The following is a 15,555-nucleotide window of genomic DNA, read 5'->3' as shown; positions in this document are numbered from 1 at the left end:
GTGCCGTCGGCAGCGGACGGCCTGCGGCCCGACCCCGCCATCGACCGTGACCCGCGTACGGCCCGGCGTCGTCCGGGCCCGGCCGACCCCGGAGCACCCGAACCCGCCGGGCGCGCGTCCGAGGGTCCCCGTCCGCCAGCCGGCGGGCGTCGCCGCGCCGCGGAACCCGACGAGCCGGTCGTGCCCCGCTCGGGTAACGCGCCAGCAGTGCCGCGCTCGGGCAATGCGTCGCCGGTGCCCGAGGCGACCGGCGCGCACAGTGGCGCCCTGCCCACCACCGGCCCCGCCGACGGCACCGGTCGCCGCCGGGTCGTCTCCGATGAACCGGAACGCCGAACGCCGCCCGGCGGGGAACCTCGGCCGGACCGGCCGGAGCGGCCAGCGGACTGGCTGCGCCAGGCCGGCCGCCTGCCACACACCGACCCCGGCCTGGCGGTGGTCAACCGTCGAGACGGCAGTCCGCCGGCCGGGAGTCGCCGCCCGGCGCCGCCCACCGGGCCGGTAGACCTGACCGACCAGGCGTCCGGTCGGCTCGCCGTGCCCGACCCGGCAGCCGAGCGCACCGCCGCCCGCCGGCCCGCCGGCCCGCCGGTCGACCCTGGCGCGGACGCGCCGACCGGTCGTCGCGCCGCCCGGCCCGACGGGTCGGGATCCACCGGAGAGCAGCCCCTGACCTACCCCCCGCAGCCCGGTGACCGGCCCGCCCGTGGGCGGGGCGCCGCTGCGGTGCCCCCCACTCCGGACCCCACCGTTCGGCGCGGCCGTGCCGTGGCAGGGCCTGGCCCGGACGCACCGCCCGCCCCGGATCCGACCGGCCGACGACGGCGCGGACCGGCCGAGCCGGGCCCCGACGGTACGGCTGTCCCCGGTCGGCCGGGGACAGCCGGCGACAACGGCGACGACCCCTACGCCAGCGGTCGACCCGGCGCCGGTCCCGCTGTTCGTGGCGCTGCCCGATCCGTCGCACCCGGGCGGGCCCGCCCCGTTCCGGGCGACGCGCCGGCGCCCGGCACCGGGCGACGTGGCGCTGACGGCGCACTGCGTCCCGGCCCGGGTGGCGATGCGGCACCCCCGGATGCGACCCGTCCGGATGGTCCGGCTCGTGCGGCCGTGCCGCCGGGTGTCGACGGTCCGCCGCGTACCCGTCCGGACGGTCCGGCCCGTGCCGCCGTGCCGCCGGGTGTCGACGGTCCGCCGCGCACCCGTCCGGACGGTCCGGCTCGTGCCGCTGTCCGCCCACCCGGTGGGCAACCGCCAGCCGACGACCGGACCGGTGAGCCCGGCCCGGCCCGTGGTGCTGCGCCGGCCGGACGACCCCTGCCGGCCGACCGCGCCGCCGGCCGTGCCCTGCCGCCGAATCGGGAGCCCGGCCGTGCCGAGCCGAGCGGTGTCGCGCCCGTGCCGCCGTCCGGACGCGCCGGCGAGCCCGTCGGGGTGGCCCGCGCCGCCGCCGCGGTGCCCGCCGCGGCCGGTCCGGTGGACCGACCGGAACCGGAGCCCGCCGACGGGCCGGCGCTGCGCTCGGCCGGTCAGGACGCGCCGGACGACGACGCCGCACCGGGTGCCCGTTCCGAGGAACGCCGGCAGACCCGGGAACGTCGTCGCCTGCGCGCGGCGGCGTTGGTGCTGGTCAGCGTCGTGCTGCTCGGCGCGGTTCCGCTCTTCTTCGGGCTCCGGACGCTGAGCCGTGACCCGGTCTTCGACAACCTGGACCAGCTCGGCGTGCCCGGCTGGGCGGCCGCGAAGACGGTCGACGACGTCAGCGGCAGCCGCTGGTGCCTGCTCGACTGCCGGCTGCGTGAGCGCACGGTGACCTCGGAGAAGGCGCCCAAGGAGACGGCACAGGTCTACGAGGACGCGCTGCGCCGGGACGGGTGGCAGCCGTGGAAGGTGACCCGCTGCCCGGAGCAGGAGACGAAGGGCAGCTACACCTGCTGGCGTCGCGACGAGTTGACCCTCGACCTGTGGGTACGCGAGCCGACCTGTGTGCCGCCGCCGGTGGACGGCGAGCCGGCGATCGTTCCGTCCGGCGACCCGTCGGCCGCTGCGACCGAGTGCACCGGCTCGTTGGTGTCGGTGAAGGTGCGCAATGCGATCGACGACGAGCGGACCAGGCCGCAGCCGACCACCGACCCGTCACTGACCGGTGAGGATCCGTTCCCGACGGTCAGTGCGGATCCGCTGGGTGAGCAGACACCCTCACCGTCCTGAGCCGGTCTCCATCACGGACGGTAGGGTCTGGGGCTGGCGGGCACGCCCGCTACCGGTGAGCGTCGACGGCTCGGCGGCCGGTACGGGTGGCATGGTTGTGCGTTCCGGGGACGTCGGGTCCTGCGGAACTCTGCTTGAGGAGGACAGGCGTGGGCGACATTGGAGCGATAGCGGCGCTGATCGCGGCATCCGCGTTCGCGGTGCTGGTGCTCATCCTGACGCTGCCCATCCTGCGGCTGCGGCACACGGTTGACGCCACCACCCGCATGATCAACGACCTGAACGACCGGACCGCACCGCTGCTCGGTGACGTGAACACCACGGTGAAGAACGTCAACACCGCGCTGGAGCAGGTGCAGATCTCGCTCGACGGCGTGAACCTCCAGCTGGCGAAGGTCGACACCATGACCAGCCACGCGCAGAACGTCACCGCCAACGTCGCGAACCTGGCCACCGTCGTCTCCGCCGCGGCCGCGAACCCCCTGGTCAAGGTGGCCGCCTTCGGCTACGGCGTGCGCAAGGCCGCCGCCGGCCGCCGGCACGCCGAGACCGAGCGCGAGGTGCGCGACACCATCAAGCAGCAGCGTCGGGCCGCGCGACGCGGCAACAGCTGACCGGCCCGGCGCACCAGGAGGTAGCGGGACATGAGGCGCTTGTTCTGGCTCGGCATCGGGGTGGCCGTCGGTGTGATCGTGGTCCGCAAGGCGACCCGGACGGCGCAGGCGTACACGCCGGCGGGCATCGCCAGCTCACTGACGGAATCCGCTGGCGGGCTCGTCGAGTCGCTGCGTAACTTCGTGGAGGACGTCCGGGTCGGGATGGCCGAACGCGAGCAGGAGATCCACCACGCGTTCGCCCAGGGCGAGGCGTTCGACGACAAGTTCGCCGACCTGCGGGAAGACCCGCGAATCGGCGATCGAGAAATCTTTCCGGAGGAACACGAGCGATGAAGACGGCGGAGATCAAGCGGCGGTACCTCGCGCATTTCGAGGCGAATGGGCACGCCGTGGTGCCGTCCGCTCCGCTGCCCGCCATCAGCGATCCGAACCTGCTGTTCGTCAACGCCGGCATGGTGCAGTTCGTGCCGTACTTCCTGGGTCAGCAGACACCCGCGTACCAGCGAGCGGTGAGTGTGCAGAAGTGCATCCGTACCCCGGACATCGACGAGGTCGGCAAGACGAGCCGGCACGGCACGTTCTTCCAGATGAACGGCAACTTCTCCTTCGGTGACTACTTCAAGGCCGGTGCGATTCCGCTGGCGTGGGAGTTGTCCACGAAGCCGATCGCCGAGGGTGGTTACGGGCTCGATCCGGAGCGGATCTGGCCGACGATCTACCTCGACGACGACGAGGCGTACGAGATCTGGCGGTCGGTGGGTGTGCCGGCGGAGCGGATCGTGCGTCGGGGCAAGGCGGACAACTTCTGGTCGATGGGCATTCCCGGGCCGTGCGGTCCGTCGTCGGAGCTGTTCTACGACCGGGGCCCGGAGTACGGCCGTGAGGGCGGCCCGGCGGTCGACGAGGACCGGTACATGGAGTATTGGAACCTCGTGTTCATGCAGTTCGAGCGGGGGCCGGGCACCAACAAGGAGGACTACCCGATCCTGGGTGACCTGCCGGCGAAGAACATCGACACGGGCATGGGCCTGGAGCGGATGGCGTCGATCCTGCAGGGTGTCGACAACCTCTACGAGATCGACGAGGTCCGGCCGATCCTGGCCCGCGCGGCGGAGCTGACCGGTAAGCGCTACGGCGCGCACTCCGGGCACGTGGCGAGTGAGTCGCACCCGGACGACGTGCGGCTGCGGGTGATCGCGGACCACGTGCGCACGGCGTTGATGCTGATCGGTGACGGGGTCACCCCGTCGAACGAGGGCCGCGGGTACGTGCTGCGCCGGATCATGCGTCGGGCGATCCGGTCGATCCGGTTGCTGGGCTGGCAGGAGCGGGCGTTGCCCGAGCTGCTGCCGGTGGCGCGCGACTGCATGTCCCCGTCGTACCCGGAGCTGGCGACCGACTTCGACCGGATCGCGGACTACGCGTACGCGGAGGAGGAGGCGTTCCTGTCCACGCTGCGGGCCGGGACGACGATCCTGGACACGGCGATCGCGGAGACCCGCACGGCGGGCGGCTCGGCGTTGTCCGGGGCGAAGGCGTTCCAGTTGCACGACACGTACGGCTTCCCGATCGACCTGACCCTGGAGATCGCCGCGGAGCAGGGCCTCACCGTCGACGACGAGGGCTTCCGCCGGTTGATGGCCGATCAGCGCACCCGGGCGAAGGCCGACGCGCAGGCCCGCAAGACCGGCCACGTCGACCTGTCGGCGTACCGGTCGGTGCTCGACGCGGGTGGCCCGGTGACGTTCACCGGCTACGGCGAGGTGTCCCGCGAGTCGACGGTGCGGGCGCTGCTCGGCGCCGATGGCCCGCGTCAGGCGGCGACCGAGGGCGACACCATCGAGCTGGTCCTCGACACGACCCCGTTCTACGCCGAGGGCGGTGGTCAGCAGCCCGACCAGGGCATGATCACCGTTGGCGGCGGGCAGGTCGAGGTGCTCGACGTCCAGCAGCCGGTGCCCGGCCTGATCGTGCACCGCGCCCGGGTGATCCGGGGTGAGGTACGCGCCGGTGAGGCCGGCTTCGCCGAGATCGACACGACGCGGCGTCGGGCGATCTCCCGGTCACACACCGCCACGCACCTGGTGCACCAGACCATGCGCAACTTCCTCGGAGAGTCGGCCACGCAGGCCGGGTCGCTGAACGCCCCGGGTCGGCTCCGGTTCGACTTCAACACCCCGACCGGGGTGTCGCCGAGCGTCCTGCGTGACGTGGAGCAGCAGGTCAACGAGGTGCTGCTGGCCGACCTGGAGGTGCACGCCTTCATCACCTCGTTGGAGGAGGCGCGGCGCATCGGCGCGATGGCGCTCTTTGGCGAGAAGTACGGCGAGGAGGTGCGGGTCGTCGAGGTGGGTGACTACGCCCGGGAGTTGTGCGGCGGCACGCACGTGGCCCGTTCGGCCCAACTCGGCCTCGTGAAGATCCTCTCCGAGTCGTCGATCGGCTCCGGTGTCCGCCGGGTGGAGGCGCTGGTCGGCATGGACGCCTTCGGCTTCCTGGCCAAGGAGCACCTGTTGGTCTCGCGGTTGGCCGAGCTGTACCGGGTGCCCAACGATCAGGTCGCCGATCGGGTGGAGCAGACCGTCACCCAGCTTCGGGACGCCGAGAAGGAGCTGGAGAAGCTGCGCGCCCAGTTGGTGCTGGGTGGCGCGGCGGCGCTCGCGGCGCAGGCCAAGGACGTGCGCGGGGTCGCGTACGTGGGCACCGAGGCGCCGGAGGGTGCGGCCGGTAACGATGTGCGTACCCTGGCCCAGGAGATCCGCGGCAAGATCGACCCGGCGCGGCCGGCGGTCGTCGCGGTGGCGGCGCGGTCGAACGGCAAGGCGTCCCTGGTGGTCGCGGTCAACGCGGCGGCGCGCAGCCGGGGCCTGGCCGCGTCGGATCTGGTGAAGGCGGCGTTCTCCGGGCGCGGCGGTGGCAGCCCCGATCTGGCCCAGGGCGGCGGTCTGCCCGCGGCCGAGGCACCGAACCTGCTGCTCACCGTCGAGAAGGCGATTACCGAAGCGTGACGGATCATCACTGTGAGTCAGGGCGGGCCGATTGGTCCGCCCTGGTTCGTACCCGGCCGGTGGTGACCGTCGGTGGCTGAGTTGACGCGCGGTGTGCGGATCGGTGTGGATGTCGGTCAGGTGCGGGTGGGCGTCTCCCGCTCGGATCCGGATGGGATCTTGGCAACGCCGCTGGTCACGCTGGCCCGCGATCTCACGGCGGCGCCGGATGCGGTGCCGAGCGACCTCGCCGAGTTGGCCGCGTTGGTGGCCGAACACGAGGCCGTCGCGGTTGTCGTCGGTCTTCCGGTCAATCTCGCCGGCAAGCACGGTCCTGCGGCCGCCCATGTGAAGGCGTACGCTGACCGACTGGTCGATGTGATAGCGCCTGTCCCGGTAACGCTCACTGACGAGAGGATGTCGACCGTGGTCGCTTCTCGTAGGCTTGCCGAGCGTGGCGTCCGAGGTAAACGTCAACGTGCGGTTGTCGATCAGGCGGCCGCGGTGGAGATCCTGCAGAGCTGGCTGGACGCGCAGCGGAGGCGGACGTAATGATCGACGATCTGGATCTTGGGTTCGACGATGCGGAGCGGGGGGAGAAGGGTCGGCACCGGCGCGGCTTCCGCAAGCGCAAGAGCGGGTCCGGGGGCGGCCGGGGCAAGACGTTCCTGGCTCTGCTGATGGCCCTGCTCCTGTTGGGCGGCATCGGCGGTGGCGCGTTCTACGGCTTCGACCGTATCCAGAACTACTTCGTCACCCCCGACTACGACGGCAGCGGGGCCGGTGAGATCACCGTCGAGATCAAGGCCGGCGCGCTGCTGGCCGACATGGCCGACGCCCTCGTGGCGGCCGACGTGGTGAAGAGCCAGAAGGCGTTCATCGAGGCGGCCGAGGCCAATTCGCGCAGCAAGAACATCCAGCCGGGCACGTACAAGCTGCGCAAGCAGATGAGCGGCGCGAACGCGGTGACCGCGATGCTCGACCTGAAGAACAAGATCGTCAACGGGTTGACCATCCCCGAGGGCCGCACCAGCTTCAACATCTACAAGCTGCTCTCCGAGAAGACCAAGATCCCGGTCAAGAACTTCCAGGCCGCCGCGAAGGACCCGGAAGGGCTCGGCGTCCCGGACTGGTGGTACACGCGCGGCGACGGCAAGAAGAGCGTCAAGTCCATCGAGGGTTTCCTGTTCCCGGACACCTACGAGATCCCGCCGAAGTCCACCGCCGACAGCATCCTCAAGCTGATGGTGAACCGGTTCCTCTCGGTGACCGGTGAGATGAAGTTCGCCGACCGGGTGCAGGAGGAACGCAAGGTCAGCCCGTACGAGGCGCTGATCGTGGCATCGCTGGCCCAGGCCGAGGCGGGAAACAAGGACGACCTCGGGAAGGTCGCCCGGGTCGCCTACAACCGCGCGTACGGCGAGTTCCCGTGCAACTGCCTGGAGATGGACGTCACCGTCAACTACTACCTGGAGTCGATCGGCAAGCCGACCAAGTCGTCCAAGCAGATGACGGCGGCCGAGCTGGACGACCCGAAGAACCCGTACAACCGCAAGCTGCGGGGCATGATCCCCACCCCGATCAACAACCCGGGCAAGCAGGCCCTGGAAGGGGCGATGGACACGCCGACCGGCAAGTGGCTCTACTTCGTGGCCATCGACAGGGAAGGCCACTCGGAGTTCGCCGAGACGTACGAGCAGCACCGGCGCAACGAGAACAAGGCTCGGGAGGCCGGCATCATCTGACCGACCGGTTGACGCCGTAAAGGCTCCCTCCCCATTGCGCCCACAATTGTGGTCGCCGCCGGGAAGGGAGCCTTTACTCATTCAGTTCTGACGCGCAATTACTGCGTCATGGTCAGTGACTGGTGCCGGTCCACGTGCCGGTGCGCGGGTTGAGGAACGTCCACACGCCGTTGCTGTTCTGCTTGCGCAGACCGAACGTGCGGTTGTAGCCGTAGTAGAAGTAACCGGTCTGGGTGCTCGTGTCGAACCCGGTGTTGCGGTTGACCGCGCCGTACGCCTTGCCCCAGGTCTGCGGCCCGACGGAGCCGTCGATGCCGATGTTCATCACGTCCTGCCAGGTCCTGGTCTTGGCAGCGGTGTTGGAGCCGAACTCCCCGTCGATGAAACTGGTGCCGACGGTGCCGCTCAGGTCGTCGGCCCAGATGATGGCCTGCCAGAGCCGCACGATGTTGCCGCCGCGCACGCAGGAGCTGGAATTGCACAGCTGGTGGTTGTCCGACCAGCTGCCCGCTGCGGCGTCCGCCCGCGCCGGTGCGGCGGCCATCAGCGAAAGGCTGAAAGCCGCAGCAATGGCGATGAGGGCGCGGAGAATGCTTTTGTTCAAGGTTTCCCCTTATTCGATCGGCGCTTGCCTCCTCGGGGATGCTTTCACCAACGTCGATGGGGGTCAAGTAATAACCCGGTCCTGCGGGGCGACCGGTGCGCCCGTTGCCTGGTGCCCGGGCGAGGGTGCTCGGTAGGGTCGATCCCGACGTGCGGCCGAGAGCGGGGAAGTGATGTCGACAGTGACCGGGCCTTCGGCTGCGACCGTGTCGACCCGTAGGGCCGCGGTGCTGGGCAAGCCGATCGCGCACTCCCTCTCCCCGGTGATCCACACCGCGGGTTACGTCGCCGCCGGGCTGACCGGGTGGTCGTACACCCGGATCGAGTGCGCGGCGGCGGAGCTGCCGGATCTGGTCGCCGGCCTGGGCCCGGAGTGGGCCGGGCTGTCGGTGACCATGCCGGGCAAGGAGGCGGCGCTCGCCGTGGCCGCCGCCGCGTCGCCGGTCGCCGCCGCCGTCGGGGCGGCCAACACCTTGGTACGCCGTCCGGACGGCTCCTGGTACGCGGACAACACCGACGTCGCCGGCATGGTGCGGGTGCTCACCGAGACCGGTGTGACGGCCGGTGCCGCGGTGACGGTGCTCGGCGCCGGCGGGACGGCCCGCGCCGCGCTCGCCGCCGCCGCTCAACTGGCCTGCTCGTCGGTGACGGTGGTGGCCCGCCGGCCGGAGGCGGTCGACGAGTTGCGCCCGGTGGCGGACGCGGTGGCTGTCGCGCTGACGCCCGCTTCGTGGGCGGATGCGCCCCGGCGGCTCGGCAGCGCCGACGTGGTCGTCTCCACGGTGCCGAAGGGGGTGGCCGACCCGCTGGCCGCCGCGGTGGCCTGGCGGTCGGGCGCGGTGGTCTTCGACGCCCTCTACGATCCGTGGCCGACGCCGTTGGCGACGGCCGCCGACGCGGCCGGTTGCCGGATCGTCTCCGGTCTGGATCTGCTGCTGGCTCAGGCGGTCGGGCAGTTCGAGCAGTTCACCGGCGTGACCGCGCCGACGGCGGCGATGGCCGCCGCGCTGACCGCCGCCCGCGCCGGCTGACGGACCGGACAGGCAGCCCCGACGTCCCGGCGGCTGGTGGCTTCCCACGGATCCGTTGACTCCGCGCGTGCCGCACGGGCAAGGTGTGGGGCGGGCTCCGGTCGCGCCTGTGGCGGTTTCTTAGCTGACGGTTAAGACGCGCTTACGGAAAACTGTCCTACCTGCCACATGTCCTGGTCATCGATACGCTGCTCACCGTTACGGACGCAGACACAGGGAGTTTCCTTGACCAGGCACGGACTGCACCGCATCACCCGGTTCCGCTCCGGGCCCCGGCGTAAGGCGATTGCCATCGGCGTGGTCGGCGGTTCGGTGGTGGCCGGCATCGTGGCGACGATGATGCCGCTGCTCGCCAGCGACGACCTGTCGATCCGGGCGGCGGCCGACACCACCGCCACCGCGGTGTCGCAGGACGGTGACAACGCGGCCAAGTCGACGCTGGCCACCTGCGCGGCGCGCTGTGACGGCAACCCGCGCGGCGGCCGCGAGGCGGTCATCGAGTTCGCGGTGACCACCGTGCCGTCCACCGCGGTCAACATCCGGGCGACGCTGCGGGTGCACGCCTGGCAGCAGTTCGCCGCCACGGTGACGGCGCACGCCTCGCCGCTGAGCGCCCGCGAGTCGCGGCCGCCGCTGACGCCGGCCGGTGCCGCACTGGACAGCGTGACCAGCGTGTCCAAGGGCTTCAACGAGTGGGACGTCTCCAAACTGGTCACCGGCAACGGCACCTGGACGGTCTCGTTGGCGCAGAGCGGCCTGGAGAGCCGGATCTACTGGGCGTCGGTCGAGAACCGCAACCCGGACCTGCGACCCAGCCTGCTGATCAGCTACGACCTCGGGTCCCCGCCGTCGCCGGTGACGCCCACCCGGCCGGCGCCGCCGCCGTCGCCGAGCGCGTCGCCGACCACCGCCGCGCCGAAGCCGTCGCCGACCATCGCGCCGACCCGGACGGCGACCCCGAGCGCCAGTGGCACCCTGCCGTCCGGCAAGTGTGGTTCCGTCTCGGACAAGCTCGTCCCGTCCTGTGGCGCCTGGTGGGGCATGTACTCGCCCGCCGGCGCGTCCGGCGGCTGGGACCACGGCAAGGCCGTCTCCGATGTGGAGGCTCAGGTCGGGCGCAAGTTCGACATCGTGCACCGCTACCACGACTTCTCCAACGCCGGCAGCAACGGCGCCTTCCCCGACATGTACGAGCAGCAGCAGATGCGCGAAGGCCGGTTGATGTTCTTCGCCTGGGAGTCCCGGGACTTCTCCGCCGGCACCACCCTGAAGTGGTCGGACGTCTACGGCGGCAAGCAGGACGGCACCATCGACGCGGTCGCGGGCCGGATCAAGGCCGCCGGTGTGCCGGTCTTCATCGGTTTCGACCACGAGCCGGAGGACGAGCCGAACAAGGGCAGCGACGCCGATTTCGTGCGGGCCTGGCGCTACGTCCACGAGCGGTTCGCCGACGCCGGCGCGACCAACGCGGTCTGGGTCTGGACGATGATGGGCTGGTCCGGGCACTACTCCCGGTACGCCGGCCTGTACCCGGGTGACCGGTACGTCGACTGGGTGGCGTACGACCCGTACAACTTCCACGTCTGCAACGGCAGCACGGTGTGGAAGAGCCCGAGCACGACGGTCGGTGGCTTCTACCGGTGGCTGGACGACAACGGCATCGGCGCGGGCAAGCCCCGGATGCTCGCCGAGTTCGGCACCAACTTCAACTCCGCCGACCTGGGCGCCAAGCAGCGCTGGTTCCAGGAGTTCCCGGCGGCGCTGAAGGAGCACCCGAAGATCAAGGCGGCCATCTACTTCAACTCGGCCGGCATGACCAGCCGCACGTCGACCTGCGACATGACGATGAACCACGACGCCGCGGCGGTGGCCGGTTTCGCGAAGGCCGGCCAGGACCCCTACCTGCGGCAACCCACCGGAGGTAACCGCTGACGTTCGAAACGGGCTGACCGGACGACGTTCGCCGGGGGTCGCGCAGCCGATCCTCCGGCGTTCTGTCGGCTTGCGGATTCATGCACCGCCCAATCGGCGGATTTTGTTTACCAGGCTGGACGAGGCACGCTACCTCGGGTTCTCATCCAATCTGGAGGCGCAGCGTGCCCAAACTCTCGCACTTGTGGCGTTTTGCAGGACGACGTCGTACTCGGGCGGGGATGGTCGCGTTGGCGATCATCGCCGCAGCTCTGGGCGTGCCCACGACCGCGTCGGCCGCGGTGGTGCCGGTCCCGGCCACGGCGACTCTGGTGTCGGCGAACCCCGCCGACGCGACCCCGCACGCCCGCGACGGTGAGACCCGTGCCTTCGCGCAGGTGGGCAACTCGGTCTTCGTCGGCGGCAGCTTCACCCAGCTCCGGCAGACCGCCAGTTCCGCGTGGGTGACGCAGCGCTACCTCTTCGCGTACGACCGGACCACCGGCACCATGTCGACCACCTTCCTGCCGGTGCTCGACGGCGCGGTCAACACCCTGCTCGCCGGCCCCGGCGGCACGCTGATCGTCGGCGGCGCCTTCAAGAACGTCAACGGCGTCTCCCGGAAGAACCTGGTGGCGCTCAACCCGTCCACCGGCGCGATCGTCGACAGCTGGGTCGGGCGCTCGGACGGCGGCACCGTCCGTGACCTGGCGCTGCACGGCAACTGGCTGTACGTGGCCGGCGCGTTCAACTGGCTCAACGGCACCGCGCACTCCGGCCTCGGCCGGCTCAACGCGACCACCGGCGCGATCGACCCGAGCTTCAGCATCGACGCCACCGTCGGACGGCACGGCACCACGTCGTACGTCTGGACCATCGACGTCGCGCCCGACGGCGACACGCTCGTCGTCGGCGGTAACTTCACCCTCGTCAACGACCTGCCGCGCAACCAGATCGCGTTGGTGGACGTCTCCGCGACCCCCACGCTGATCGACTGGAGCAGCGAGAAGTTCGTGGCGCCGTGCGCCTCGCCGACGACCTTCGTGCACTATGTGCAGGACGTGAAGTTCGGTGGCGACGGCAGCTGGTTCGTGATCGGCACCAACGGCGGCGCCGGCTGGCCGGCCGCGTACTGCGACGCCCTGGTGCGCTTCGAGACCGCCGCGCGGGGCAGCGGCCAGCTCGCCACCTGGGTCGACTACACCGGCAACGACACCATCACCTCGGTCGAGGTGGCGGACAACGTCATCTACCTGGGTGGGCACTTCCGTTGGCTGAACAACCCGAACGCCAGTGACAACGCGGGTTCGGGCGCGATCGACCGGCTCGGCATCGCCGCCGTCACTCCGGCGACCGGCATGCCGGTGAACTGGAACCCGCGCCGTAGCGGCAGCGCCTCGATGCCGTCGGGCACCAGCAACTGGGGTTCGTCGGTGCCGGTGCTCTGGCGCGGCTCGGACGGTCTCTACTTCGGGCACAACTCCGACGGCATGGGCGAGGAGTACCACGGCCGGCTCGGTATGTTCCCGCTCGCCGGCGGACGCACCTTCACCCCGAAGAACCCGCCGTCGGCCACCACCGGCAACCTCTACCTCGGCACCGCCTCCGGCACCCTGGCGAAGGTGCCGTTCAACGGCACCGAGCTGGGCACCGCGACCAGCGTCAGCCAGCCCGCGTACACGGCGGCCGGCGCGACGTGGCGGGTGGACGACCGGATCTACTGGTCGCACACGGTGGCCGGCACGCCCACCGGCAGTCGGATCGACATCTCGCTCTTCAACGGGGGCGCGATCGGCTCGCCGTGGGAGGCATCCGGCTACAACGACTGGTACAACCCGGCGTTGCTGACCGGTGCCTTCTTCCTCGACGGCCGGCTCTACTACACCCGTACCGGGGCGAACAACCTCTACTACCGCTACTTCGAGATCGACGGCAACTACCTGGGCGCCACCGAGTTCGCCCTGCCGACCACCGGTGTGACCTGGTCCACGGTGCGGGGGATGGCCTGGGTCGGCGGCCGGATCGTCTACGGCTCCACTGACGGCGCGCTGCGGAGCCTGCCGTTCGACCCGACAGCGGCGCCGAGCGCGGTGGTCAACGGCACCACGGCGACGGTCATCAGCAGCGCAACGCCCGAGTTGTCCTGGTCTACCCCATCGACATTCTTCTCCGTACAGTAAGGGTCAACCGTTCGTAACGGAGCATCGGTAGATTGTTCACGTTGGGCCGGTGGCGGGTACGCACCGCCGCCGGCCCGCGACGGTGGGGGAGGGTCGTTGCTCGGCGTCGGTGGCATCCGAACGAGACGCGCGGTGCGTCTGGTCTTCGCGGTCAAACGCGGCTGGTATCAGCTCCGTTACCGACGTTTGACGCTCGGTCGGGACGTGGAGATCCGCGGCCGCATCCGGCTGCGCCGCGGTGTGCGGGTGACCATCGGTGACCGCACCCGGTTGAACAAACTCGTCCGCTTCGCCGGCCCCGGCGAGGTACGCGTCGGCGCGGACTGTCTGCTCAACGCCACCTGGATCGGCACCTGGACGTCGGTGACCGTGGGGGACCGGTGCCTCCTGTCGGACTGCGAGCTGCTCGACAACGACTTCCACAACCTGCCCCCCGAGCAGCGGCACGCACCGCCCGGCCCGCTCACCCGTGCCCCGATCGTTCTCGAGGACAACGTCTGGGTCGGTGCGCACGCCCTGGTCCTGAAGGGCGTGCGGGTCGGCCGGGACAGCGTCGTCGGCGCGGCGACTGTGGTCCGCACGGACGTACCGCCCGGCGTCGTGGTCGTCGGCAATCCTCAACAGACGGTGAAGAAGTTCCATGACTGATGCAGCGCCCGCCCCCTGGACCACGGACGGCCCGTCCTCCGGCACCTCGCGTTCCGTGACACTGACCGACCTGCTGCGGGTGCCGATGCACCGGTTGCGGTTGGTCGGGGCGGTCGCCATGGTCGGTCTGCTCGCCGCGCTCGGCTACGTGCTGCTGGTGCCGGCGGCGCTGTCCGCGAGCGCGGTGGTCGCGGTCCGGCCGGTCGTGACAGACGCCTTCACCCCCAGCGGCGCGGGCGCCGACCGCGCGGTCAACATGAACGTGGAGAGCGGCATCGCCACCGGCACCGAGGTGGTGCAGCGCCTCGCCGAAACGGCCGGCGGCGACCCGCGCGACATCCGTAACGCGCTCGAGGTCGAGGTGCCCACCGGTGGGCAGATCCTGCGCTTCACCTACCAGGCGCGCGAGGCGCACCAGGCCGTGCAGAGCGCCAACAGGGCCGCCGAGGCGTACCTGAGCGTCCGCCGGAGCATGTACGAGCAGCAGCGCGCCGAGATGCTGCGCTCCTACGACGCCAGCATCACCAAGGTCGCCGCCCAGCAGACCGCTTTGCAGAAGCGGGCGAACACCGCCAAGGACACCGCCGCCGGTGACGCGTTGGTGGCCGAGCTGGCCGGGATCAACAACCAGCTCACCCAGCTCAACGCCGCCCGTACCGAGATCGCGGCGGTCGACGTCAACCCCGGATGGGTCACCCAGACCGCCGAGAAGGCGTTGGTCACCTCGGCCGGGCACCGGCCGCTCTACCTGGTCGCCGGTCTGCTCGGTGGCGCGCTGGTCGGCATCGTGCTGGCGTACCTCTGGGAGTCGACCGACCGGCGGGTCCGCTCGGTCGCCGACGGCCGGGAGGCCTCCGGCCTGCCGCTGCTCGGCACGGTGCGCCGGCCGGCGTTCCGGGGCAGCCCCCGGGCCGTCGACGCGGACATCCGGTACGTGGCGATGGCGGTCGCCGAGCGGGTCCGGCAGCCGGCCCGGGTGGCGCTGGTCACCGCCCGGGAGGACGCCACCGGGCTCACCGCCGGTCTCGCCGTGGCGCTGGCGGTGGACGGCCGGGAGGTCTTCGTCGCCGACGACAGCGGACGGATCGAACGGCTACGAGCCAGCGTTCTCGCCGACCGGGGGCGGCTGCCCATCGACCCGTCCCGGCCGCTGGTGCCCAAGCCCCGGCCGGCCGGCAGCACACCGGCCGCCGCTGCCGCCACGGAGAGCACGCCGGCCCGTCGGCCCTCCCCGCACCCGCCCGGCGCCCGCCCGTCCACCGACCCCGACGCCACCCTGACGCTGCCGAGGGTGGCGTCCGCCCGCCCGGAGAACAGTCGCGTCGTCACCCCCGACGAGGTTGTCGTGGGTGTGGGCAGCGTCCGGTTCGGCACCTGGCGGCAGGGCGCGGACCACGGCCTGGTCCTGTTCAACGCCCCGCCGGCCGAATCCGACGAGCGTGGCGTGGCCGTGGCCCGGCAGGGCAGCGCGGTGGTGGTCGTGGAGCGTGACCGCACCCGGCAGAGCGACCTGCGACGCCTGGTGGAGCGGCTGCGGGCCGCCGGGGTCACCCCGCTGGGCTTCGTGCTCACCAGAAACGGCCGGGCCTGAGCGTGTCGGTGACCCGCGCCCCGGCGACCGA

Annotated in this window: 12 protein-coding genes; 11 read left to right on the top strand and 1 reads right to left on the bottom strand. The window is 71.3% G+C overall.

Annotated features, from left to right (window positions below; translation table 11 throughout):
• The first annotated feature begins 1,515 nt into the window (after nt 1-1,515).
• From AB0877_RS24560 to mltG, 6 genes are all read left to right on the top strand, one after another.
• Nucleotides 1,516-2,211 (top strand): hypothetical protein, encoded by a 696-nt coding sequence (locus AB0877_RS24560; protein WP_366611858.1) that lies wholly within the window; start codon nt 1,516-1,518, stop codon nt 2,209-2,211.
• Between the two features lie 149 nt (nt 2,212-2,360).
• Nucleotides 2,361-2,825: a DUF948 domain-containing protein gene (locus AB0877_RS24555; RefSeq protein WP_124823092.1), complete on the top strand. Its 465-nt coding sequence runs from the start codon at nt 2,361-2,363 to the stop codon at nt 2,823-2,825.
• Between the two features lie 30 nt (nt 2,826-2,855).
• A complete protein-coding gene (locus AB0877_RS24550; RefSeq protein WP_366611752.1) occupies nt 2,856-3,161 on the top strand; it encodes a hypothetical protein in 306 nt (101 codons plus the stop codon).
• Nucleotides 3,158-5,836 carry an alanine--tRNA ligase gene (alaS, locus tag AB0877_RS24545; protein ID WP_366611751.1) on the top strand — a complete coding sequence of 893 codons (2,679 nt, stop codon included), beginning with the start codon at nt 3,158-3,160 and terminating at the stop codon, nt 5,834-5,836. Before AB0877_RS24550 ends, alaS begins: the two co-directional genes overlap by 4 nt.
• A 72-nt stretch (nt 5,837-5,908) precedes the next feature.
• On the top strand, nt 5,909-6,367 hold the full coding sequence (gene ruvX, locus AB0877_RS24540; RefSeq protein ID WP_366611750.1) for a Holliday junction resolvase RuvX: 459 nt from the start codon (nt 5,909-5,911) through the stop codon (nt 6,365-6,367).
• Nucleotides 6,367-7,560: an endolytic transglycosylase MltG gene (mltG, locus tag AB0877_RS24535; protein ID WP_366611749.1), complete on the top strand. Its 1,194-nt coding sequence runs from the start codon at nt 6,367-6,369 to the stop codon at nt 7,558-7,560. Before ruvX ends, mltG begins: the two co-directional genes overlap by 1 nt.
• A gap of 112 nt (nt 7,561-7,672) precedes the next feature.
• Here mltG and AB0877_RS24530 read toward each other — a convergent pair whose 3' ends face one another.
• Nucleotides 7,673-8,104, bottom strand: a complete 432-nt coding sequence (locus AB0877_RS24530; RefSeq protein ID WP_366611748.1) for a peptidoglycan-binding domain-containing protein — start codon at nt 8,102-8,104, stop codon at nt 7,673-7,675.
• A gap of 232 nt (nt 8,105-8,336) precedes the next feature.
• Here AB0877_RS24530 and AB0877_RS24525 point away from each other — a divergent pair, with 232 nt between their 5' ends.
• The 5 genes from AB0877_RS24525 to AB0877_RS24505 all read left to right on the top strand — a co-directional run bounded on the left by AB0877_RS24525 (nt 8,337) and on the right by AB0877_RS24505 (nt 15,524).
• Nucleotides 8,337-9,194, top strand: coding sequence for a shikimate dehydrogenase (locus tag AB0877_RS24525; protein WP_366611746.1), 858 nt, complete (start codon nt 8,337-8,339; stop codon nt 9,192-9,194).
• A 225-nt stretch (nt 9,195-9,419) separates the two neighbouring features.
• Entirely contained in the window at nt 9,420-11,126 is a 1,707-nt protein-coding gene (locus tag AB0877_RS24520; RefSeq protein ID WP_366611745.1) for a glycosyl hydrolase, read from the top strand.
• 221 nt (nt 11,127-11,347) lie between these two features.
• Complete coding sequence (locus AB0877_RS24515) at nt 11,348-13,285, top strand: hypothetical protein (protein WP_366611744.1); 1,938 nt, start codon at nt 11,348-11,350, stop codon at nt 13,283-13,285.
• Between the two features lie 132 nt (nt 13,286-13,417).
• Nucleotides 13,418-13,933, top strand: coding sequence for a DapH/DapD/GlmU-related protein (locus tag AB0877_RS24510; protein ID WP_355009213.1), 516 nt, complete (start codon nt 13,418-13,420; stop codon nt 13,931-13,933).
• On the top strand, nt 13,926-15,524 hold the full coding sequence (locus tag AB0877_RS24505) for a lipopolysaccharide biosynthesis protein (RefSeq protein ID WP_366611743.1): 1,599 nt from the start codon (nt 13,926-13,928) through the stop codon (nt 15,522-15,524). The genes AB0877_RS24510 and AB0877_RS24505 overlap by 8 nt, the downstream gene beginning before the upstream one ends.
• The last annotated feature ends 31 nt before the right edge of the window (nt 15,525-15,555 follow it).

Origin of the sequence: Micromonospora sp. NPDC047644, from assembly GCF_040704315.1 — a bacterium.
GTDB lineage: Bacteria > Actinomycetota > Actinomycetes > Mycobacteriales > Micromonosporaceae > Micromonospora.
The sequence above is the reverse complement of the archived record's forward strand: the minus strand, read 5'-3'. Positions and strand labels throughout refer to the sequence as shown.

Bases quoted from the DNA above. Each gene is read 5' to 3' on its own strand.
- AB0877_RS24515 (WP_366611744.1), top strand. From the start codon at position 11,348: ATGGTCGCGTTGGCGATCATCGCCGCAGCTCTGGGCGTGCCCACGACC.
- mltG (WP_366611749.1), top strand. From the start codon at position 6,367: ATGATCGACGATCTGGATCTTGGGTTCGACGATGCGGAGCGGGGGGAG.
- AB0877_RS24530 (WP_366611748.1), bottom strand. From the start codon at position 8,104: ATGGCCGCCGCACCGGCGCGGGCGGACGCCGCAGCGGGCAGCTGGTCG.
- AB0877_RS24525 (WP_366611746.1), top strand. From the start codon at position 8,337: ATGTCGACAGTGACCGGGCCTTCGGCTGCGACCGTGTCGACCCGTAGG.
- alaS (WP_366611751.1), top strand. From the start codon at position 3,158: ATGAAGACGGCGGAGATCAAGCGGCGGTACCTCGCGCATTTCGAGGCG.
- AB0877_RS24550 (WP_366611752.1), top strand. From the start codon at position 2,856: ATGAGGCGCTTGTTCTGGCTCGGCATCGGGGTGGCCGTCGGTGTGATC.
- AB0877_RS24505 (WP_366611743.1), top strand. From the start codon at position 13,926: ATGACTGATGCAGCGCCCGCCCCCTGGACCACGGACGGCCCGTCCTCC.